A 21,605-nucleotide genomic window follows, 5' to 3' on the forward strand; every position below is an offset into this window, starting at 1 on the left:
GAGCGGGCGGGGGCTGTCAGGAGCGTACTTCGAGGAGCGGGACGAGCTGCTCCGCGGGGGTCATCGACCCGTGGTTGCCGGCCAGCGCCGACTCCTTGGGCTCCCGCTGGGAGGCGATCAGCAGGACGTCGTCGTGCGCGGCGGCCACCACGTCCCCGATCCGCGGGTACACGCGTTCGTCCACCCGCGGCCCGAACCAGCCCGCGGCGACCGCCTCGTCGCGCGAGGCCACCCAGAACTGCTCGCCCAGCACCTCGCGCCAGCAGGTCAGGACGTCGTTCTCGGCGCCGGGCACCGCGTAGACGTGCCGGGCCCGGCCCTCGCCGCCCAGCAGGGCGACCCCGGCGCTCAGCTCCCAGTCCTCGTCGAAGTCGATGCGGTGCCGCTCGTCGAACGGGACGTCGACCATGCCGTGGTCGGCGGTCACGTAGAGCGCGCTGCGCGGCGGCAGTTGCTCGGCGAGGCGCTGGACCAGCCGGTCGACGTACATCAGCTGGCCGCGCCAGGTGTCGGAGGCGACGCCGTAGCGGTGTCCGGAGCCGTCCAGTTCGGCGTAGTACGTGTACACCAGCGCGCGGTCCCCGGCGGCCAGCTGGGCCGCGGCGAGGTCCATGCGTTCCTCGCCGGTGAGCCGTCCGTGGAAGGTGCCGCCGCTGAGCGCGACCTTGGTGAGCGGGGTGTGCTGGAAGGCGGGCGAGGACACCTGGGCGGCGTGCACCCCGGCCCGGTCGGCCAGCTGGAAGACGGTGGGGTAGGGCTGCCAGGGCTGCGGCGGGGTGTACGGGTTCCAGCGGAGCTGGTTCATCAGCTCGCCGGTGGCCGGGTTCCGCACGGCGTAGCCGGGCAGGCCGTGCGCGCCGGGCGGCAGGCCGGTGCCCACGGAGGCGAGGGAGGTGGCCGTGGTGGCGGGGTAGCCGGCGGTGAGCGGGCGGCCGGTGCCGCCGCGCGAGCTGCCGAGCAGGGAGGTCAGGTAGGGGGCCTCGTCCGGGTGGGACCTGAGCTGTTCCCAGCCGAGCCCGTCGATCAGGAAGACGCAGACCCGGTCGGCCGGGGTCAGCTCGGTGATCGTGGCGGTCAGGCCGGGGACGCCCATGCCGGCGGCCACCGTGGGCAGCAGGTCGGCGAGGGAGCCGGTGCCGTACTCGGGCAGCGGCGCGGTGTCCAGGGCGAGGGGTTCCCAGTCGTCCCAGGTGGAGGACTGGGACATCAGCGGGTGGGGTCCGCGGTCGCCTCGGAGACGGCCTGCGCGAAGGCGAGCGCCTGGCGCACCGTCTCCGGGCCGTCCCCGGCCTCGCTGACGCGCAGGCTGAGGTCGTCCGCGGTGGAGTTGCCCGTGTAGCCGTGGTCGGCGTCGCAGTTGGGGTCGCCGCAGGCGGCGGGCTCCAGGTCGATGCGGCTGACCGCGCCCCAGCCGATGGTCAGCACGACCTCGCGGGGCAGCGTGCCGGGCGTGTACTGCTCGGGGTTGGCGACGACCCGGCTGACCACGACCGACGAGACCCGGCCGAGCTTGACGGACTCGGTGGAGGTGGTGGCGTACGGCGTCGGGGAGGTGGTGTCGGCGGCCTGCTCGTCGGTGTGGCTGACGATGAAGCGGTTGCCGGTGAGGACCAGCACCGTCACGTGCCGGCGCACCTCGTTCTGGTCGAACGTCGTCTCCTGGTGGACCAGGTACGACCGGATGGGTTCGCCGCCCACGGCGGCCTCCACCGCGTCGGCCACGAGGGCCGGGTAGTAGCCGCTGCGCTCGATCGCCGCGCGCAGCCCCTGGGTCGTCGTACTGGTCTTGGCCATGGCGTCCATCCTAATCCGTGGCCGGAGGCGGTCCGGGCCAGTCGTACGGCCCGAAGCGGGCGGCGGCCGGGGCGGCGGAGGCCGGGCCGGCGCGGACCGGTTCCGGGCCGTGGTGGCGCCGGCGGCTTCCGCTCCCGTGCTCAGTAGGCCGGCAGCGTGCGCGGGCCCAGGTCGTCGCGGGCGGGCGGGGGCGCGAGCCGTACGGTGGCGCCGAGGACGCTCACGCCGTGCGGGGCGACGACGGCGGGCTCCAGGACGACCTCGACGACCTCCGGGTGGTCGTCGACCAGCCGGGAAACGCGCAGCAGCAGCTCCTCCAGCGCGGGGGTGTCGACGGGCGTGGAGCCGCGCCAGCCGAACAGCAGCGGCGCGGTGCGGATCGCCCGCACCAGCGAGGCCGCCTCCCGGTCCGTGACCGGGACCAGCCGGTGGGCCATGTCCCCGAGCAGCTCCGAGGCGGCCCCGGCGAGCCCGAAGGACAGCACGGCCCCGGCCGCCGGGTCGATCACGGCCCGTACGACGGTGTCGACCCCGCGCGGCGCCATCCCCTGCACCACCGGCCGCAGCTCCTCCGGCCGCCCGAACAGCTCGGCCAACTCCGCGTACGCGCGGCGCAGTTGCTCCTCGTCCGCGAGGTCCAGGCGTACTCCGCCCAGGTCGGCGCGGTGCCTGAGGTGCGGGGCGGTGGCCTTGAGCGCCACGGGGTAGCCGAGCGCGCGGGCGGCCTCGGCGGCGGCGTCCGGGGTGGGGGCCGGGAGCGCCCGGCGGACGTGGACGCCGTACTTCCCGAGCAGCTCGCAGGTCTCGGCGGCCGGCACCGTCGGACCCTCCCCGCGCGCGAGGAGTTCGCCGATCAGGCGGGCGGCGCCCTTCTCGTCGACGTCGTCGTACTCCGGCACCTTCCCCGGGTCGGTCGCCTCGCGGCGCCACCGCGCGTACTTGACGGCTTCGGAGAGGGCGCGGACGGCGCGCTCGGCGGCGGGGTAGGCGGGGATCAGCCGGGTGCCCTCCGGCGGGGCCGGCGGGACGGCCCCGTCCGTCTCCGTCCGGGTCCGCGCGGCCGGTGCCGCGGGCGGTCGTACTGCGAGCCCCACGGCGGGCCCGGTGCCGTCCTCGGGGCCGGCCGGCCTGCCGGCGGCCCGCGGCGCGGTGCTCGCCGCGGCCGACAGCGCCTCGGCCAGCCCGCCGAGCTCCACGTGCACCACCAGCACCGGCTTGCCCGGCACCGCCGCCGAGGCCGACCGCAGCGCCGCCGCCAGCTCGGCGTCGCCCGGTGACGCCTCCCCGATGGCGGGGATCGCGGTGACGACCACGCAGTCGCAGGTGTCGTCCGCCAGCGCGGCCGACAGCGCCCGGTGGAAGTCCTCCGCCGTCGCCCCGGTCGTCAGGTCCACCGGCCGCGCCGGCCGCAGCCCCTCGGCCAGGCACCGGTCGTACGTCAGCACGCCCAGCGACTCGGAGTTGCCGAGGATGGCCACGCGCGGGCCGGCGGGCAGCGGCTGGCGGGCGAGGAGCAGGCCCGCGTCGACCAGCTCGGTGATCGTGTCGACGCGGATCACCCCGGCCTGCCGGAGCAGCGCGGAGACGGTCGCGTACGGCAGCCGGGTGGCCCGTACCGCGTGTCCCTGCGGCGCCGTCCCGGTGCCCTGGACCACCACCAGCGGCTTGGCCGCCGCCGTCCGCCGGGCGAGGCGGGTGAACTTGCGCGGGTTGCCGATGGACTCCAGGTACATGAGGACGACGTCGGTGTCCGGGTCGTCGTACCAGTACTGGAGGACGTCGTTGCCGGAGACGTCCGCCCGGTTGCCCGCGGAGACGAAGGTGGACACGCCGGTGACTCCGGTGACCCCTCCCCCGCGCCGGTGCAGCCGGGACAGCAGGGCGATGCCGATGGCACCGGACTGGGCGAACATCCCGATCCGGCCGGGGCGGGGCATCTCCGGGGCGAGGGAGGCGTTCAGCCGGACGTCCGGGGCGGTGTTGATGACGCCGAAGGCGTTGGGTCCGATGATCCGCATGCCGTAGGCGCGCGCGGCCCGGACCAGGGCCCGCTGCCGCTCCCGTCCGCCGGGACCGCTCTCGGCGTATCCCGCGGAGAGCACCACGAGTCCCTGGACGCCGTGTTCCCCGCACTCGGCGACCACGGCGGGCACCTGCTCGGCGGGTACGGCGACGACGGCGAGGTCGACGGGCCCCTCGATGTCCCGCACCGACCGGTGCGCGGGCACCCCGTCGACCTCCCCGAGGCCGGCGGGGAAGGCACTGTTGACGGCGTGCAGCCGGCCCGGGTAGCCGGCGTCGCGGATGTTGCCGAGGACGCCGCGGCCCACCCCGCCGGGGACGCGGCCGACGCCGACGACCGCCACGGACCCGGGCGCGAGGAGCCGCCGTACCGAGCGGGCCTCGGCGCGCTGCTCCCGCGCGCGCTGCACGGCCAGCGAACGGTCGGTGGGTTCGAGGCCGAACTCCAGGCGGACCACGCCGTCCTCGAAGCTGCGCCGCTGGGTGTAGCCGGCGTCCGTGAACACCTTGATCATCCTGTTGTTGGCGGGCAGCACCTCGGCGGCGAAGCGCCGGATGCCCCGCTCGCGCGCGACGGCCGCGATGTGCTCCAGCAGGGCGGAGGCCACCCCGCGCCCCTGGTGGGCGTCCTGGACCAGGAAGGCGACCTCGGCCTCGTCGGCGGGGCCCGAGGCCGGCATGCCGTCGGCGCCGATACGGTCGTAGCGTACGGTGGCGATGAACTCGCCGCCGACGGTGGCCGCGAGTCCCACCCGGTCCACGAAGTCGTGGTGCGTGAAGCGGTGCACGTCCTTGGCGGAGAGCCGCGGGTACGGCGCGAAGAAGCGGTAGTACTTGGACTCGTCCGACACCTGCTCGTAGAAGCTGACCAGCCGGTCGGCGTCATCGACGGTGATGGGCCGGATGCGCGCGGTTCCCCCGTCACGCAGCACCACGTCCGCCTCCCAGTGGGCGGGGTACTCGTGCCGGTCCTGCCGGTCCGCCGGGGTCTGCATGGGCCCCAGAGTACGGCTCGCGTACGACAACGGCGCGAGGCAGTCTGTGGGAACGGCACGCCGGACCGAGGCCGCGGTCCGGCGGCACACCGCAGCGGGCGGACGTCCGCTCCGGGCACGCTTCACCATATGGGAAACTGGTCTAGACAACCCTGAGTACTGAAGGGCAGCAACACATGGCTGAGCGCCGCGTCAACGTCGGCTGGGCCGAGGGCCTCCACGCCCGCCCCGCTTCCATCTTCGTCCGAGCCGCCACGGCCACAGGCGTCCCGGTCACCATCGCCAAGGCCGGGGGCGACCCCGTCAACGCGGCGTCCATGCTGGCCGTCCTGGGCCTGGGCGCCCAGGGCGGTGAGGAGATCGTCCTCGCCTCCGACGCGGAGGGCGCGGACGCCGCCCTGGACCGGCTTGCCAAGCTGGTCGCCGAGGGCCTGGACGAGCTGCCCGAGACCGTCTGAGCGACACCGCGCGGAGCGACGGAGCCGCGCCCCCCTTTCCGGGGGGCGCGGCTCCGTCGTTTCGGTGCCCGAGAGCGCGGTTCGCGGATTCCGCGGTTCTACCGCACACCGCGCACGCCATTCGGTCGCTTTACGGGCCGCCGCGCGCCGACACCGCCCCGAGAATTGCGGCGGCGCTGAATTCGGGCAGCGAAAAGCACCCTCCCGGGAATACCTCACCTTTGTATACGGTGCCCGCGTTAATTGCGCGGGCCCGTCATGTTTACGGTTCGTTGCGAGGTCCTCACACGCTCCGGCGTGCCGGGCGGACGCAGCCGATGGCCGCCGGCGGCGCGCTCGGTGTGCAGCGCCGTGAGCGCCCGCGCGCGCTCGCCGTCCCCGCGCGCCACCGCGTCCACGATCGCCCCGTGCTCCGCCCACGACTCCACCGGGCCGAGCGGCGCCACCACCGCGTACATCCAGGCGATCTTGTGCCGCAGCTGGGTGAGCATCGAGGTCAGCGAGGGACTGCCGGAGGCCTGGGCGAGCGTCTCGTGGAACCAGCCGCCCAGCGCGCGCAGATCCTCGCCGCCGCCCCTCCTCGCCCGGTCCTGCCCCAGGCGGACCAGTCCGCGCAGCACCTTCAGATGGGCCTCGGTGCGCCGCTGTGCGGCCCGGGCGGCCCCCAGCGGCTCCAGCAGCGTCCGCATCTCCAGCAGGTCGGCGGCCTCCTGCTCGGTCGGCTCGGCCACACACGCGCCCGCGTGCCGGCGGGTCACCACGAACCCCTCCGCCTCCAGGGTCCGCAGGGCCTCGCGGACGGGGACGCGCGAGACGCCGTAGCGACGGGCCAGGACTTCCTCGGTGAGGCGGCTGCCGCGCTCGTAGACACCGGCGACGATGTCGTCCCGGACAGCGGTGCACACCGAGTGCGCCGGAATACGCATGACCGACCTCCGCCTTAATTCCCGTGAAACGCCGACGATGGACGTGTGTTCCCGTGACTCTATTCCAATGGGCCTGAATTTCCGACGGCAGGACGTCATCCATGGATATTTTTTGGTCAGCGGGCCGGCGGATCGGCGGAAAACGGGGGGCTCGGAGAAAACACGAGGACCCCGGCTCGGTGAGCCGGGGTCTGGCGAAGGCTGTGCGGGCTTTTGTCCGGTCAGACGTTCACGCCGTGCTTGCGGAGGTAGGCGACCGGGTCGACGTCCGAGCCGTAGTCCGGGGTCGTACGGGCCTCGAAGTGCAGGTGCGGGCCGGTGACGTGACCGGTCGCGCCCGACAGGCCGATCTGCTGGCCGGGGACGACCTTCTGGCCCGCCGTGACGGCGATGGAGGACAGGTGGCCGTACTGGGTGTACATGCCGTCGGCCATCCGGATCACGATCTGGTTGCCGTACGCGCCGCCCCAGCCCGTGGAAACGACCGTGCCGGCGCCCACCGCGTGGACGGAGGTGCCGCTGGCCGCGTGGAAGTCGACGCCGGTGTGCGCGCCGGAGGACCACAGGGAGCTGCTGGCCTGGTAGCCCGTGGAGACGTAGGACTGCGCTATCGGGAGGACGAAGGCGTTCAGCCGCTTGCGCTCGGCATCGCGGGCGGCGCGGATCCGGGCCTCGTGGACCTCCTGGGCCCGCTCGGCGGCGGCCTTCTGCGCGGCCTCCTCGGCGGCCTTGCGCTCGGCTGCCTGCTGCTGGGCGGCGGCCTGCGCGTCGATCTGCTCGGCGACGTCGTCGTTCACGGTGAGGACCGGGGTGAGGCCGGTCTGCTCCACGGAAGCGTCGGCGGCGAGCGCCGGGGAGGCGGCGAGGGTACCGATGACACCCGTGGTGGTGAGGGCCGCGACACCGGCCGCCTGAGCGGTGGTGCGCTTGACCCGGCCGGGCTTGCGATGCTTCCCGGCGGCGCACATGAACGCCATGAAGTGGCTGGTCCTTTCCTTCCCTCTCGCCTACCGGGTTAGCTGACGGGTTCGGAGCAGGAAGGTCTCCTACGGGCCCCCTCGCTCGCGCGCGGGCGCCCGATTCACCCCAGGGACGATGGGTCCCCGGCTCCCCTGGCTCGCGCCGTACGGGGACTCGGCGATGGCTGTCCGGTGCCGCTGGTGCGGCGCACTGCCTGACGAACAGCCCGCATGACGGTACGGCGGCGTGCGCGCCGTCCTCAAACAGATCCGCGTTTTTGTAGCGCATCCCACAGGGCAGACAGGCAACGTCCGCCCCAAAACGGGCATCTGAGGGAACGAGTGGAACGGCGGGGGCCCTGACGACCCGTAGGTCGGCAGGGCCCCCGCGCGCGTGCGCCGCCGTCGTGTCCGCCGGTGCGTCTACTCCGCGGCCACGACGCTGACTTCGCCGATGCCGAGCGCCTCGACCGGTGCCTTGATCGCCGCGGCGTCACCGACGAGGACCGTCACCAGGCGGTCCACCGGGAAGGCGTTCACGACGGCCGCCGTGGCCTCCACCGTGCCCGTGGCGGCCAGCCGCTGATAGAGCGTCGCCTGGAAATCGTCGGGCAGGTGCTGCTCGACCTGGTCGGCCAGGGTGCCCGCGACGGCCGCCGCCGTCTCGTACTTCAACGGCGCCACGCCGACCAGGTTCTGCACGGCGACGTCCCGCTCCGCGTCGGTCAGGCCCTCCGCCGCGAGCGTGCGCAGCACCTTCCACAGGTCGTCCAGCGCGGGGCCGGTGTTCGGCGTGTCCACCGAACCGCTGATGGCGAGCATCGCCGCCCCCGTGCCGTCCGGCGCCGAGCGCAGCACCTGCCCGAAGGCACGCACCCCGTAGGTGTAGCCCTTCTCCTCGCGCAGGACGCGGTCCAGGCGGGAGGTGAGCGTGCCGCCGAGGCAGTAGGTGCCGAGCACCTGGGCGGGCCAGACGCGGTCGTGCCGGTCGGCTCCGACGCGGCCGATGAGCAGCTGCGTCTGGACGGCGCCGGGCCGGTCCACGATGATCACGCGCCCCGTGTCGTCGGCGGTCACCGGCGGCACCGGCCGCGGCTCGCCCGGCGTGCCGGTCCAGGCGCCCAGGGTTTCGGCGAGCAGCTCGTCCAGGTCGACGCCGGTCAGGTCGCCGACGACGACCGCGGTGGCCGTGGCGGGCCGCACATGACGGTCGTAGAACGCGCGGACGGACGCCGCGTCGATCTTCCCGACCGTCTCCTCGGTGCCCTGGCGCGGGCGGGACATGCGCGAGGTCGCCGGGAACAGCTCCCGGGAGAGCTCCTTCGCGGCCCGGCGGGCCGGGCTGGCCAGCTCGTGCGGGATCTCGTCCAGGCGGTTGCGGACCAGCCGCTCGACCTCGCTCTCGGCGAAGGCGGGCGCCCGCAGGGCGTCGGCGAGCAGGCCGAGGCCCTTGGCCAGGCGGGAGGCCGGGACCTCCAGGCCGAGCCGGACGCCGGGGTGGTCGGCGTGCGCGTCGAGCGTGGCGCCCGCGCGCTCCAGCTCGGCGGCGAACTCCTCCGCCGAGTGCCGGTCGGTGCCCTCGGAGAAGGCCCGCGCCATGATCGTGGCGACGCCGTCCAGACCGGCCGGCTCGGCTTCCAGCGGTGCGTCCAGCAGCACCTCGACGGCGACGACCTGCTGGCCGGGCCGGTGGCAGCGCAGCACCGTCAGGCCGTTGCCGAGGGCGGTGCGCTCCGGCGCCGGGAACGCCCAGGGCCTGGCCTCGCCGGGCTGCGGCTGGGGGTGGAACTCCATGGTGGCGAGCTCGGTCACTTGGCCGTCTCCTCGTTCTCGGTCTCGTCGCGGCCCGCCTCTACGGTCGCTTCCTGCTCCGGGTCCTCGGGGACCCCGGCGTCCAAGGTGGCCTCCGGGGACTTCGGCTCGTAGACGAGGACCGCGCGGTTGTCGGGGCGCAGGCGGGCCCGGGCGACGTCCCGCACCTCCTCCGGGGTCACCTCCAGGACGCGCTCGACGGCGGTCAGGGCGAGCTGCGGGTCGCCGAACAGAACGGCGAAGCGGCACAGTTCGTCGGCGCGGCCCGCGACCGTGCCGAGCCGGTCCAGCCACTCGCGCTCCAGCTGGGCCTGCGCGCGTTCCATCTCCTCCGGCGTGGGGCCCTCCTCGGCGAACCGGGCCAGCTCCTCGTCGATGGCGGCCTCGATGACCGGCACCTCGACATCACCGGAGGTCTTCACGTCAAGCCAGCCCATGGAGGGCGCGCCGGCCAGACGCAGCAGGCCGAAGCCGGCCGCGACGGCCGTACGGTCGCGGCGCACCAGCCGGTTGTACAGCCGGGAGGACTCGCCGCCGCCGAGGACGGTCAGGGCCAGGTCGGCCGCGTCGCACGCGCGCGTGCCGTCGTGCGGCAGCCGGTAGGCGGCCATCAGGGCGCGCGCCGGCACCTCCTCCACGACGACCTCGCGCAGCTGTTCGCCGAGGACGTCCGGCAGGGAACCGTCGCGGGGCTCGGGCTTGCCGTCGTGGGAGGCGATGGAGCCGAAGTACTTCTCGACCCAGGCGAGGGTCTGCTCGGGGTCGATGTCGCCGACCACGGAGAGCACCGCGTTGTTCGGCGCGTAGTAGGTGCGGAAGAAGCTGCGCGCGTCCTCCAGGGTGGCCGCGTCCAGGTCCGCCATCGAGCCGATCGGCGTGTGGTGGTAGGGGTGGCCCTCCGGGTAGGACAGGGCGGTCAGCTTCTCGAAGGCGGTGCCGTAGGGCACGTTGTCGTAGCGCTGGCGGCGCTCGTTCTTGACGACGTCCCGCTGGTTCTCCATGGACTCCTCGTCCAGGGCGGCCAGCAGGGAGCCCATGCGGTCGGCCTCCAGCCAGAGCGCCAGCTCCAGCTGGTGGGCGGGCATGGTCTCGAAGTAGTTGGTGCGCTCGAAGCTCGTGGTGCCGTTCAGCGAACCGCCGGCGCCCTGCACCAGCTCGAAGTGGCCGTTGCCCGTGACCTGGCCCGAACCCTGGAACATCAGGTGCTCGAAGAGGTGAGCCAGACCGGTTCGCCCCTCGACCTCGTGGCGGGAGCCGACGTCGTACCAGAGGCAGACCGCCGCCACGGGGGTCAGGTGGTCCTCGGAGAGCACCACGCGCAGACCGTTGGCCAGGCGGTGCTCGGTCGCTGTCAGGCCCCCGGAGCCTGCCTCGGCTGTGGTCGTGTGACCCATGGGCATGTACGTCCCTTCGCGAGCGGAGGCGGTCGTGGAACCGCGGTTTTCCTGCCGTTCCCGCCACTGTATGCAAAGCGTGCGGGGCCCCGGCGAAGTTCCCGCGGGACGTACGCCCACAGCGGATCGCGTAGCCTGCGTGCGACCCGTCTGCGCAGGGCCCGCCGGCACCGGCCGGGTCCACGGAGACCGGGTCGTGGCCCGGGCTGTCGGTGCGGCGGTCCACAATGGTCCGCGTCAGTTCAGTCAGTCGCTTCAGCAAGGAGCCGGCAGCGATGGCCCGCCGCAGCACGAAGACCCCGCCGCCCGACGATTCGTACGAGGAGCGGATCCTCGACATCGACGTCGTGGACGAGATGCGTGGCTCCTACCTCGAGTACGCCTACTCGGTCATCTACTCGCGTGCCCTGCCGGACGCCCGTGACGGCCTCAAGCCGGTGCACCGCCGCATCGTCTACCAGATGAACGAGATGGGCCTGCGCCCCGAGCGCGGCTACGTGAAGTGCGCCCGGGTCGTCGGCGAGGTCATGGGCAAGCTGCACCCGCACGGCGACGCCTCGATCTACGACGCCCTGGTGCGCATGGCCCAGCCGTTCTCCATGCGCGTCCCGCTCGTCGACGGGCACGGCAACTTCGGCTCGCTGGGCAACGACGACCCGCCGGCGGCCATGCGGTACACCGAATGCCGGATGGCCGAGGCGTCGAGCCTGATGACCGAGTCGATCGACGAGGACACGGTCGACTTCGCGCCGAACTACGACGGTCAGGAGCAGGAGCCGGTAGCGCTGCCGGCCGCCTTCCCGAACCTCCTGGTCAACGGCTCCTCGGGCATCGCTGTCGGCATGGCGACGAACATGCCGCCGCACAACCTGCGCGAGGTCATCGCCGCGGCCCGCCACCTGATCCGGTACCCGAACGCCGACCTCGACGCGCTGATGCGGCACGTGCCCGGCCCGGACCTGCCCACCGGCGGCCGGATCGTCGGACTGGGCGGCGTCCGCGACGCCTACGCGACCGGCCGCGGCACGTTCAAGATGCGCGCCACGGTCACCGTCGAGACCGTCACCGCCCGCCGCAAGGGGCTGGTGGTCACCGAACTGCCGTTCACCGTCGGTCCCGAGAAGGTGATCGCGAAGATCAAGGACCTGGTCAACGCGAAGAAGGTCCAGGGCATCGCCGACGTCAAGGACCTCACCGACCGCGAGCACGGCCTGCGCCTGGTCATCGAGATCAAGAACGGCTTCGTGCCCGAGGCGATCCTGGAGCAGCTGTACAAGCTGACGCCCATGGAGGAGTCCTTCGGCATCAACAACGTCGCACTGGTCGACGGCCAGCCCCTCACCCTGGGCCTGAAGGAGCTGCTGGAGGTCTACCTCGACCACCGCTTCGAGGTGGTCCGGCGCCGCAGCGAGTTCCGCCGTGCCAAGCGGCGCGACCGGCTCCACCTGGTGGAGGGCCTGCTGACCGCGCTGGTCGACATCGACGAGGTCATCCGGATCATCCGGTCCAGCGAGAACTCCGCACAGGCCAAGAGCCGGCTGATCGAGCGGTTCTCGCTGAGCGAGGTGCAGACGCAGTACATCCTCGACACGCCGCTGCGCCGGCTGACCAAGTTCGACCGTATCGAGCTGGAGTCGGAGCGGTCCCGGCTCACCTCGGAGATCGCGGAGCTGACCGGCATCCTGGAGTCGGACGCGGAGCTGCGCAAGCTGGTCTCGGCCGAACTGGCCGCCGTGTCGAAGAAGTTCGGCACCGACCGGCGCACGGTCCTGCTGGAGTCCGCGGGCGCCCCCGCCGCCACCGTGCCGTTGCAGGTGGCCGACGACCCGTGCCGGGTGCTCCTGTCCTCCACGGGCCTGCTGGCACGTACGGCGAGCGTCGACACGTCCGCCGAGGGGGCGGACGCCAGGCGCGTCAAGCACGACGTGATCGTCTCGGCGGTGCGCACGACCGCGCGCGGGGTGATCGGCGCGGTGACGTCGGCGGGCCGGCTGCTCCGGATCAACGTCGTCGACCTGCCGCAGCTGCCGGAGACGGCGACCGCGCCGAACCTCTCCGGAGGCGCTCCGCTGGCGGAGTTCGTCTCCCTGGAGGGCGACGAGACGGTGGTCTGCCTGACCACGCTGGACGAGTCGTCCCCTGGGCTCGCGATCGGCACCGAGCAGGGTGTCGTCAAGCGCGTGGTGCCCGACTACCCCTCCAACAAGGAGGAGCTGGAGGTCATCACCCTCAAGGACGGCGACCGGATCGTGGGCGCGGCCGAGCTGCGCACCGGCGACGAGGACCTGGTCTTCATCACGGACGACGCGCAGTTGCTGCGCTTCCAGGCGTCCATCGTCCGCCCGCAGGGCCGTCCGGCCGGCGGCATGACCGGCATCAAGCTCACCGAGGGCGCGAAGGTGATCTCCTTCACGGCGGTCGACCCGGCCGTCGACGCGGTGGTGATCACGGTGGCCGGCTCGCGCGGCACGCTGGACGACTCGGTGCAGACGACGGCCAAGCTGACCCCGTTCGACCAGTACCCGCGCAAGGGCCGCGCCACGGGCGGTGTGCGCTGCCAGCGGTTCCTGAAGGGCGAGGACTGCCTTTCGCTGGCCTGGGCGGGCCCGATTCCGGCGCGCGCGGCGCAGAAGAACGGCACCCCGGCGGAGCTGCCGGAACCCGACCCGCGCCGGGACGGCTCGGGCACGTCGCTGCCGAAGACGGTGGCGGTGGTGGCGGGACCGGTGGGGTAGACGGGGCGGTGGCCGCGGCCCGGCTGTGGGGCGGGGGCGGGGTGATCCGTCGCCGTCGCCGTCGGGGTGGGCGGTGGCCTTGGCTCTGGGGGGCCGGGGCGGTGGTCTCGGCTCCGGGGGCCTGTGTCTCAGTTTCGGAGGCGAGGCCGTGCCCCGGAGGTTGGGGTGATCGGCTCGTCTTCGGGAGCGGGGGCCCGGCTCCGGGAAGGGCGGAGCGATCGCCTCCTCGTCGGCGGGGGGGCGGTGATCCGGCATCCTCCTGGGCGGTGGGATCGAGGTCAGGCCTCGGGGTCCTGGACGCCCTCCCGGGATTCGAGGCCGGGGTCGCTGTCCCCGGTCTCGAACGTGTCCGCGTCCGGGTCCTCCTCGGAGCCCGGCACGTACCGCAGGACGCCCCACATGCCGTGCTCGTCGGGGTGCGGGGCGTCGTTCCGGCAGGACTCCAACGCCTTGTGAAGGGCGTCGGTGGCGATCCCCGAGCCGATCAGCACGAGCTGGGTGACACGCTCGCCGTCGGCCGGCCAGGGCTCGGGGTAGAAGCGCAGGAACCGGCCGACGGCGTGCACGGCATAGCGGTTGAGCGGGTCGTACGGCCCGAAGTCGACGTACCCCTTGATTCGGTACAGCCCCTCGGGACGGCCGTCCAGGAACTCCATCAGCCGGCGCGGCTCCATGGGCGCGTCGGAGGTGAAGGACAGGCTGTCGTACCCGGTGTGCAGATGGCCGGTGCCCTCGTCGTCGGCGTGCGGTTCGTGCAGGTCGTCGAAGGACAACTGCCCGACGCGTTCCCCGACGGGCCTGCGGTCGAAGAGGAACTCCGGGTCGATGCGGCCGTAGGTGGCGGGCACGACGGCGGCGCGGTCGGTGAGCGAGCGCACGAGGTCCAGGACCCGGGGGGCGTCGTCCGCCCGGTCGAGCTTGTTGACGACCACCAGGTCGGCCAGGGCGAGGTGCCGGTCGATCTCGGGATGCCTCGCGCGCGTGTCGTCGAACTCGGCGGCGTCGACGACCTCGACCAGGCCCCCGTAGACGATGCCCGGATGCTCGCTGGCGAGAACCATCCGCACCAGTTCCTGCGGCTCGGCGAGCCCGCTGGCCTCGATGACGATGACGTCGATACCGGCGGCGGGAGCGGCCAGCCGGTCCAGGTAGAGGTCGAGTTCACCGGCGTCGACGGCGCAGCACAGGCAGCCGTTGCCGAGCGACACGGTCGAGTCGCCGAGCGCGCCCGCGACGGCCATGGCGTCGATCTGGATAGCCCCGAAGTCGTTGACGATCGCCCCGATCCGGCTGCCTCCGCCGTGGTGCAGCAGATGGTTCAGGAGCGTGGTCTTCCCGGAGCCCAGGAATCCCGCGAGCACGACGACCGGGATCTGCGACCGACCGCGGCTGCTCCCTGAGCTGTTCGAGCTGTTCCCCAACGGGCGACCTCTCTGACGCACCGGCGCGCACCGGCTCGGGGCCCGGCGCGCGGACGAGCATGGACCGAGCGTCCAGGATACGAGCGGGTGGCGGTACGGCGAAAAGAGGCGTACACCCGCCCGGGGTCACCCGGCTGACGGCACCGCGGCCACCGGTTCCGGCCCCACGTACCGGGCCACGGGGCGGATGATCTTGGAGTCGGCCGCCTGCTCCAGGACGTTGGCGCTCCAGCCCACCACCCGCCCGGCGGCGAAGGTGGGGGTGAACATCTCCCGGGGCAGACCGCACAGTTCCATGACGACGCCGGCGTAGAACTCCACGTTCGTGTGCAGCTCACGGCCCGGCTTCAGCTCGGCGAGGATCGCCTCCACCCGGTGCTCGACCTCCACCGCGAAGTCCACCCGGGGGCCGCCGAAGCCGAGGGCGATCTCACGGAGCATCCGCGAGCGGGGGTCCTCGGTGCGGTAGACGGCATGCCCGAACCCCATGATCCGGTCGCCCTCGCGCACCCGCTGCCGTATCCAGGGGTCGATCCGGGCGGGCGTCCCGATGGCGTCCAGCGTGTCCAGGGCCCGGCTGGGCGCACCCCCGTGCAGCGGCCCGGACAAGGCACCGATCGCACCGGTCAGGCAGGCGGCGACATCCGCCCCCGTGGACGCGATGACACGGGCGGTGAACGTCGACGCGTTGAATCCGTGGTCGATGGTGGAGATCAGGTATTGCTCGACCGCGCGGGCCCGGCGCGGGTCGGGCTCGGAACCGGTGAGCATGTACAGGTAGTTGGCGGCGTGCGAGAGGTCCGTGCGTGGCTCGACCGGGTCCAGTCCCTGGCCCAGCCGGTACAGAGCGGCCAGCAGAGTGGGGACGGCCGCGCAGGCCGCGAGGGTGTCGGCGCGCCGTCGGTCCGCGTCGATGTCGTACACCGGCCGGAAGCCCCGCGAGGCGCCCAGCAGCGACAGCGCGGTGCGCAGTCCGGCCAGCGGACCGGAGAGGCGGCCGGCCCCGGCGATCGCTGGCAGCGCCGCGCTCACCTCATCGGGCAGGTGACGCAGCGCCGCGGTCCGCGCGGCGAAGGCGGCGCCCCGCTCCGCGTCGGGGAGCGTGCCGTGCACCAGGAGATGCCACACGTCCTCGAAGCCACGGGTGCGGGCGAGTTCGACGGCCGAGTACTGCCGGTAGTGGTAGAAGCCCTCCCGGCCGCGGACATCACCGATCTCGGTCTCGGTGACGACGACGCCCGCGAGACCGCGCGGCGCGTCTATGAGGGGGGTGGCGGTCCTGTCGGGGGTCATGACTCCTCCTCCTTGTGCTTGTTGCACTTGATCCGACTATCCACAGTTGATTACTTCGCTGTCAATATTGATTCGATCAATCTGAACTCATCAATGTGTTCAGGACCGCTACCGTGACTCCCATGCGCGATCAGGAACCCGCTCCGCACCGCCCCGGACGCCGGCTGACCACCAAGGAGGCCGCCGAACTGCTCGGCGTGAAGCCCGAGACGGTCTACGCGTACGTGAGCCGCGGACTGCTCAGCAGCAGACGCGAACCGGGCGGCCGGGCCAGCACGTTCGAGGCCGGGGAGGTGGAGGCGCTCGCCCGGCGCAACCGGCGGGACGCGGCCGGCGGCGCGGGCTCCGGCACGGACCTCTCCGTGCGCACCCGGATCACGCTGATCGAGCGGGACCGGTACTTCTTCCGGGGCGTGGACGCCACCGAACTGGCCGTCCGCCACTCCTACGAAGAGGTCGCGGAGTGGTTGTGGACGGGGCGCCTGACGCCTGGGGTGACGTTCACCGCGCCCCGGACCACCGTCGAGGTCGCCCGCCGCGCGGTGGGTGCCCTCTCCGAGCACGCCTCTCCTACCGACCGGCTGCGGGTCGCGGCGATCGCCGCGTCCGCCGAGGACCCGCTGCGCTTCGACCTGTCCGAGCAGGCCGTCCTCGACACGGCGCGGACCCTCATCCCCACCCTCGTCGCCGCGCTGCCGCCGGTCCGGCACGACCACGAGGACGACGACCGGCTCGCCCACCGCCTGTGGGGCCGGCTCACCGGCCGCCCCGCCGACGAGGCCTCCCTGCGCGTCCTGGACACCGCACTCGCTCTGCTCGCCGACCACGACCTGGCCGCGTCCACGCTCGCGGTCCGGGTCGCCGCCTCCGCCCGGGCGCACGCCTACGCGGCGGTATCGGCCGGGCTCGGGGTCCTGGAGGGCCCGCTGCACGGCGCCGCCAGCGGCCTGGCCCACCGGATGCTGCTCGACGTGCTCGACCAGGGCACGGCCGTCCCGGTGATCGCCGACGAACTCCGCGCGGGCCGCCGCGTTCCCGGCCTCGGCCACCGGCTCTACACCGGCGAAGACCCCCGCGCTCGCGTGCTGTTCGACCTCCTGGAGCAGGTCCCGCGGGCGGAGTCCGCGCTGCTCGCCGCCCGCGACGTCGTCGCCACCACCGCCCGGCACGCCCCGCTGCACGCCAATGTCGACCTGGCCCTCGCCGTGTTCACCGTCTCCTGCGGCATGCCCGCCGCGGCCGGCGAGACCGTCTTCGCCGTAGCGCGCACGGCCGGCTGGATCGCGCACGCCCTGGAGGAGTACGGCGAACGTCCGCTGCGCATGCGCCCCAGCGGCCACTACGTCGGCGCGCGACCGCCGCAGCCGCTCCCGGACTGACGGCGGACGCTGGAGGACACGGCCCGCCGGAAGTCGCCACGCGAGGAGTCAGGTTAGGCTCACCTCTGTGAGTAGGTGTGCGACCGTCTCCCGGAACCTCGACGAGCCGCTTTCCGGCACGGCGGCCACGGCGACGACGTGGCTGCTGCTGGAGCAGCCCGGGCCGTGGGGTGCCAAGGCGCTCACCTCCAGTCACCTGGACTCCGCGCTCGGCCGGGCCCTGGAGGCGGCCGCCGGCCCGACCGGCGTACGGGTCGCCCTGATCCGGCGGCCCGGGCCCCACGCCGACCACGGCATGTCCCCGGTCCTCCAGGTGTACGCGGCCCACACCGTTCCCGGACGCGTCTGGTTGCACGGCGCCACCACCCGCGATCCGCAGCGACTCCTCGAACTCGACTTCGCCGCCCTCGGAGCGGGCGACCCCCGTTCCCTCGGTGCCGTGCTCGGCGGCCGGCCGCACCGCGGTGACCCGCTCGCCCTCGTCTGCACCAACGGCAAGCGCGACCGCTGCTGCGCCCTCCTGGGCCGCCCGCTCGCCGCCGAGCTGGCCGACTCCGGGGTGCGCGGGGTCTGGGAGGTCACCCATCTGGGCGGGCACCGTTTCGCGCCGACGGTGCTCGTCCTGCCGTACGGCTACGCCTACGGCCGCGCCGAGGCCCACACCGTCAAGGAAGCCCTGCACGGTGTGCGGGAGGGGCGGGTGGTCGTCGAGGGATGCCGCGGGTGCTCCGCGTGGGACCGGCCCGGCCAGGCGGCCGAGCTGGCCGTCCGCAGGGCCGCGGGCGAGTACCGGGCGGGCGTGCTCGGCGTCGTGCGGACCGACGGCGCGACGCCGCGCTGGGAGGTCACCGTCGTCCACACCGACGGCCGCCGGTGGCGGGTCACCGTGGCGCAGGGCGCGTCGCTGCCGCCCCGGCCGGAGAGCTGCGGCGCATCGGTGCTCGGCGCGCCCGCGCGGATGGACGTGACCGACGTGCGCGCACTGGGCCCGGCGGCCATCGCCGGCTAGCGCGGTGACCGGCGACGACGACCGGGGCGTGCGCACGCCGACGGCAGCCCGGGAGCCCGCCAGGGCCGCCGGTCACGGCACTATCCTGCCCGTGTGACCGGAACCGAGGAATCCCGCGCCGTCGTCGCGCTGTCGGACGTCGCCGTCCACCGCCGTACCACCGGGCAGGAGATCGTCCTCGAGGGGATCGACTGGACCGTACGGCCCGGCGAGCACTGGGCGCTGCTGGGGGCCAACGGAGCCGGCAAGACGACGCTGCTCCGGCTCGTCGGGGCGGTCATGCATCCCACCCGCGGCACCGTCGAGGTCCTCGGTGACCGGCTCGGCCGCGTCGACGTGCGCGAGCTGCGGGCGCGCGTCGGACTGGTGTCCGCCGCGCAGAAGGTCCCGCTGGACGCCACCGCCCACACCGTCGTCCTCACCGGGGCGACCGGCACGGTGCAGCCGCTGTGGCGGGAGTACGACACCGCGACCCGCGAGCGCGCCCACGTCCTCCTCGCCGAGCTGGGGTGCAAGGAGTTCGCCGACCGCCGCTTCGGCGACTGCTCGGGCGGCCAGCGCGCCCGGATCCTCATCTGCCGCGCCCTGATGGCCGACCCGGCCCTGCTCCTGCTCGACGAGCCGTTCAACGCCCTCGACCTGCCCTCCCGCGAGGACCTCGTGGACGCGCTGCGCGGGCTCGCGGCCGACCGGGCCGACCTCGCCACCGTCACGGTCACCCACCACCTGGAGGAGCTCCCGCCCAGCACCACACACGCCTACCTGCTCAAGGAAGGCCGCGAGCTGGCATCCGGCCCGGTCGACGCCGTCCTCACCCCGGACAATATGACCGTCTGCTTCGGACGCCCCATCCACGTGGCCCGTCACGACGGCCGGTGGTACGCACGCTCCGGCCACTGACCGCCGTCTCCTGTACCGCGTCGACCGGACCGTCAAGGTCGATCAAGGGATCCGCGTCACACCTGCTGGGGCGCCCACGGACGTCCCACGTACCGTCGTGGGTATGAGACCCGCTCCCCCCGCCCGTCGACTGCGTCTCGGCCTGCCCCGGCGGATGTTCTCGCAGGTGCTGCTGATGCAGGTGGCGATCGCCGCGGGAGTCGCGATCCTCGCGACCGGGCTCTTCCTGGCCCCGCTGAGCAAGCAGCTCGACCAGGAGGCGATGCGCCGCGCGCTGGCCATCGCCGAGACCACCGCCCAGGATCCGCAGATCGCCGAGGGCGTCCTCACCTCCCCGCCGGACAGGACCGGACCCGTGCAGAGGGAGGCCGAACGCATACGCCGAGCCACCCACGCCGAGTACATCGTGGTCCTCAACCGGGACTGGGTGCGCTGGTCGCACCCCACGGCCTCGGAGATCGGCCGGCGCGTCTCCACCGACCCCACCGCCGCCCTCGCCGGCGAGGAGGTCATGGAGATCGACAGGGGCACCCTCGGGCGCTCGGCTCGCGGCAAGGTCCCGCTGTACGACGCCGGCCACCACGTCGTCGGCGCGGTCTCGGTCGGCATCGCCTACGACAGCGTCCGGGCACGGCTGCTCGCTGCCATCCCCGGACTGTTCGCGTACGCCGGCGGTGCGCTCGCCGTGGGCGCCCTGGCCGCCTGGCTGATCTCCCGCCGGGTCCAGCGGCAGACCCGGGACCTGGCGTTCTCCGACATCTCGGCGCTGCTCGCCGAACGCGAGGCCATGCTGCACGGCATCCGGGAGGGGGTCGTCGCCCTCGACCGCGGCGGCCGCATCCGTCTGCTCAACGACGAGGCGCGGCGGCTGCTGGGCATCGGCGACGAAGCGGTGGGGTGCGCCCCCGACGAGGCGCTCGGCGCGGGCCGTACCACGGACGTGCTGGCCGGCCGGGTGACCGGGACCGACCTGCTCACCGTGCGCGGCCACCGGGTACTGGTCGCCAACCGGATGCCCATCGACGACGGCGGCGCCGTCGCGACCCTGCGCGACCGCACCGAACTGGAACAGCTGGGACGTGAACTGGACTCCACCCGCGGGCTGATCGACGCCCTGCGCGCCCAGGACCACGAGCACGCCAACCGGATGCACACCCTGCTCGGACTGCTGGAACTGGAGATGTACGACGACGCCGTGGAGTTCGTCGGCGAGGTGGTCGGCGACCACCGGGCCACCGCCGAGCAGATCACCGAACGGATCCAGGACCCTCTGCTGGCCGCCCTGCTGGTCGGCAAGGCGACCGTGGCGGCCGAGCGCGGGGTCGTCCTGTCGGTGTCGGAACGCACCCGGATCCCCGACCGGCTGATCGATCCGCGGGGGCTGGTGACGATCGTGGGCAACCTCGTGGACAACGCCGTGGACGCGGTCGCAGGCACCCCGCACGCGCGCGTGGAGGCCGAGTTGCGCGCGGAGGGCCGTGCGGTCGTCCTCCGGGTGTGCGACACGGGTCCCGGTATCCCGGCGGCCCGGTGGGAGCTGGTCTTCACGGATGGGTGGTCCACCAAGAGGCCGCCCGCGCACGGCAAGCGGGGCATCGGGCTCTCCCTGGTGCGCCGGCTCGCCGAACGCCAGGGCGGCAGCGCGACCGTGGGCGCGGCGGCCGGGGGTGGCGCGGAGTTCACCGTCGTGCTGCCCGAGGCGCTGACCGGACCGGACCGCGATCCGACGGCGCGTGAGGATGCCCCCGGCACCACCACCGACGCAACCATCGTCACCCCAGTCATCCCCGTCACCGCCGAGACCGAGGAGGAGGCACGATGATCGAGGTTCTGGTCGTGGACGACGACGTGCGCGTCGCCCGCGTCAACGCCGCCTACGTGGAGAAGGTGCCCGGTTTCCACGTGGCCGGCGAGGCGCACAACGCCGCCGAGGCGCTGCACCGCGTCGACACCCTGCCGCGGCTGGACCTCGTCCTGCTCGATCACTACCTGCCCGACGGCACGGGCCTCACGGTCGTCCAGGAGATGCGCCGGCGCGGCCACCAGACGGACGTCATCATGGTGACCGCCGCGCGGGACGTGTCCACCGTCCAGGCGGCCATGCGGCACGGAGCGCTCCAGTACCTGGTGAAACCGTTCGCCTTCGCGGGACTGCGGGTCAAGCTGGAGGCGTACGCCGAGCTGCGGCGGACCCTGGACGGTGGCGGCGAGGCCGAACAGGCCCAGGTGGACCGCATTTTCGGTGCCCTGTCCGCCCCGTCGGAGCCCCGGCTGCCCAAGGGGCACTCCCCCACCACGGCCGAGCTGGTGCGCCAGGCGCTGATGAGCGCCGAGGAGCCGTTGTCCGCCCAGGAGATCGCCGAGCGGACGGGGGTGAGCCGGCAGACCGCCCAGCGGTACCTGAAGCTTCTGGAGCGCACCGGCCGCACCCGCCTGACCCTCAAGTACGGCGACGCCGGCCGGCCGGAACACCGGTACGCCTGGGTGACGCCGTAGCTCCGGGGCGCC

At 73.5% G+C, this 21,605-nt stretch carries 16 protein-coding genes and 1 riboswitch; of the genes, 7 read left to right on the forward strand and 9 right to left on the reverse strand.

Going from position 1 to position 21,605, the window contains the following annotated elements; genetic code table 11:
- Positions 1–16: 16 nt before the first annotated feature.
- The 3 genes from ACIQVT_RS22355 to ACIQVT_RS22365 form a co-directional block, all read right to left on the reverse strand.
- Positions 17–1,207: an alkaline phosphatase family protein gene (locus tag ACIQVT_RS22355; protein ID WP_403756496.1), complete on the reverse strand. Its 1,191-nt coding sequence runs from the start codon at positions 1,205–1,207 to the stop codon at positions 17–19.
- Positions 1,207–1,803: a DUF5998 family protein gene (locus tag ACIQVT_RS22360; protein WP_403756499.1), complete on the reverse strand. Its 597-nt coding sequence runs from the start codon at positions 1,801–1,803 to the stop codon at positions 1,207–1,209. The genes ACIQVT_RS22355 and ACIQVT_RS22360 overlap by 1 nt, the downstream gene beginning before the upstream one ends.
- A 131-nt stretch (positions 1,804–1,934) precedes the next feature.
- Positions 1,935–4,811, reverse strand: a complete 2,877-nt coding sequence (locus ACIQVT_RS22365; RefSeq protein WP_403756501.1) for a GNAT family N-acetyltransferase — start codon at positions 4,809–4,811, stop codon at positions 1,935–1,937.
- A gap of 176 nt (positions 4,812–4,987) precedes the next feature.
- Here ACIQVT_RS22365 and ACIQVT_RS22370 point away from each other — a divergent pair, with 176 nt between their 5' ends.
- Positions 4,988–5,269 carry an HPr family phosphocarrier protein gene (locus tag ACIQVT_RS22370; RefSeq protein ID WP_403756504.1) on the forward strand — a complete coding sequence of 94 codons (282 nt, stop codon included), beginning with the start codon at positions 4,988–4,990 and terminating at the stop codon, positions 5,267–5,269.
- A gap of 239 nt (positions 5,270–5,508) precedes the next feature.
- On the opposite strand, the gene ACIQVT_RS22375 is transcribed toward ACIQVT_RS22370, so the two are convergent.
- The 4 genes from ACIQVT_RS22375 to ACIQVT_RS22390 form a co-directional block, all read right to left on the reverse strand.
- Entirely contained in the window at positions 5,509–6,195 is a 687-nt protein-coding gene (locus ACIQVT_RS22375; RefSeq protein ID WP_403756507.1) for a GntR family transcriptional regulator, read from the reverse strand.
- 221 nt (positions 6,196–6,416) lie between these two features.
- Positions 6,417–7,172: a M23 family metallopeptidase gene (locus tag ACIQVT_RS22380; RefSeq protein ID WP_403756510.1), complete on the reverse strand. Its 756-nt coding sequence runs from the start codon at positions 7,170–7,172 to the stop codon at positions 6,417–6,419.
- Positions 7,173–7,184: 12 nt separating this feature from the next.
- A riboswitch (cyclic di-AMP (ydaO/yuaA leader) is annotated at positions 7,185–7,345 on the reverse strand.
- A gap of 232 nt (positions 7,346–7,577) precedes the next feature.
- The gene (locus ACIQVT_RS22385) at positions 7,578–8,966 is read right to left on the reverse strand and encodes a M16 family metallopeptidase (RefSeq protein ID WP_403756513.1); all 1,389 of its coding nucleotides are present in this window, start codon (positions 8,964–8,966) and stop codon (positions 7,578–7,580) included.
- Positions 8,963–10,366, reverse strand: coding sequence for a M16 family metallopeptidase (locus tag ACIQVT_RS22390; RefSeq protein ID WP_403756516.1), 1,404 nt, complete (start codon positions 10,364–10,366; stop codon positions 8,963–8,965). Before ACIQVT_RS22390 ends, ACIQVT_RS22385 begins: the two co-directional genes overlap by 4 nt.
- A 269-nt stretch (positions 10,367–10,635) precedes the next feature.
- Here ACIQVT_RS22390 and ACIQVT_RS22395 point away from each other — a divergent pair, with 269 nt between their 5' ends.
- Entirely contained in the window at positions 10,636–13,095 is a 2,460-nt protein-coding gene (locus ACIQVT_RS22395; RefSeq protein WP_403756519.1) for a DNA topoisomerase (ATP-hydrolyzing) subunit A, read from the forward strand.
- Between the two features lie 278 nt (positions 13,096–13,373).
- On the opposite strand, the gene ACIQVT_RS22400 is transcribed toward ACIQVT_RS22395, so the two are convergent.
- Positions 13,374–14,516, reverse strand: coding sequence for a CobW family GTP-binding protein (locus tag ACIQVT_RS22400; RefSeq protein ID WP_403756522.1), 1,143 nt, complete (start codon positions 14,514–14,516; stop codon positions 13,374–13,376).
- A gap of 126 nt (positions 14,517–14,642) precedes the next feature.
- Positions 14,643–15,809 (reverse strand): citrate synthase, encoded by a 1,167-nt coding sequence (locus tag ACIQVT_RS22405; RefSeq protein ID WP_403756525.1) that lies wholly within the window; start codon positions 15,807–15,809, stop codon positions 14,643–14,645.
- Between the two features lie 122 nt (positions 15,810–15,931).
- Between ACIQVT_RS22405 and ACIQVT_RS22410 the strand changes: the two genes are divergently transcribed.
- The 5 genes from ACIQVT_RS22410 to ACIQVT_RS22430 all read left to right on the forward strand — a co-directional run bounded on the left by ACIQVT_RS22410 (position 15,932) and on the right by ACIQVT_RS22430 (position 21,593).
- Complete coding sequence (locus ACIQVT_RS22410; protein WP_403756528.1) at positions 15,932–17,188, forward strand: citrate synthase; 1,257 nt, start codon at positions 15,932–15,934, stop codon at positions 17,186–17,188.
- Between the two features lie 67 nt (positions 17,189–17,255).
- Positions 17,256–18,197 carry a sucrase ferredoxin gene (locus ACIQVT_RS22415; RefSeq protein ID WP_403756531.1) on the forward strand — a complete coding sequence of 314 codons (942 nt, stop codon included), beginning with the start codon at positions 17,256–17,258 and terminating at the stop codon, positions 18,195–18,197.
- A gap of 93 nt (positions 18,198–18,290) precedes the next feature.
- Positions 18,291–19,097: an ABC transporter ATP-binding protein gene (locus tag ACIQVT_RS22420; RefSeq protein WP_403756534.1), complete on the forward strand. Its 807-nt coding sequence runs from the start codon at positions 18,291–18,293 to the stop codon at positions 19,095–19,097.
- A 103-nt stretch (positions 19,098–19,200) separates the two neighbouring features.
- On the forward strand, positions 19,201–20,919 hold the full coding sequence (locus tag ACIQVT_RS22425; protein WP_403756537.1) for an ATP-binding protein: 1,719 nt from the start codon (positions 19,201–19,203) through the stop codon (positions 20,917–20,919).
- On the forward strand, positions 20,916–21,593 hold the full coding sequence (locus tag ACIQVT_RS22430) for a response regulator (RefSeq protein ID WP_403756540.1): 678 nt from the start codon (positions 20,916–20,918) through the stop codon (positions 21,591–21,593). Before ACIQVT_RS22425 ends, ACIQVT_RS22430 begins: the two co-directional genes overlap by 4 nt.
- The last annotated feature ends 12 nt before the right edge of the window (positions 21,594–21,605 follow it).

Source organism: Streptomyces sp. NPDC100445 (assembly GCF_044759735.1).
Taxonomy (GTDB): Bacteria; Actinomycetota; Actinomycetes; order Streptomycetales; family Streptomycetaceae; genus Streptomyces.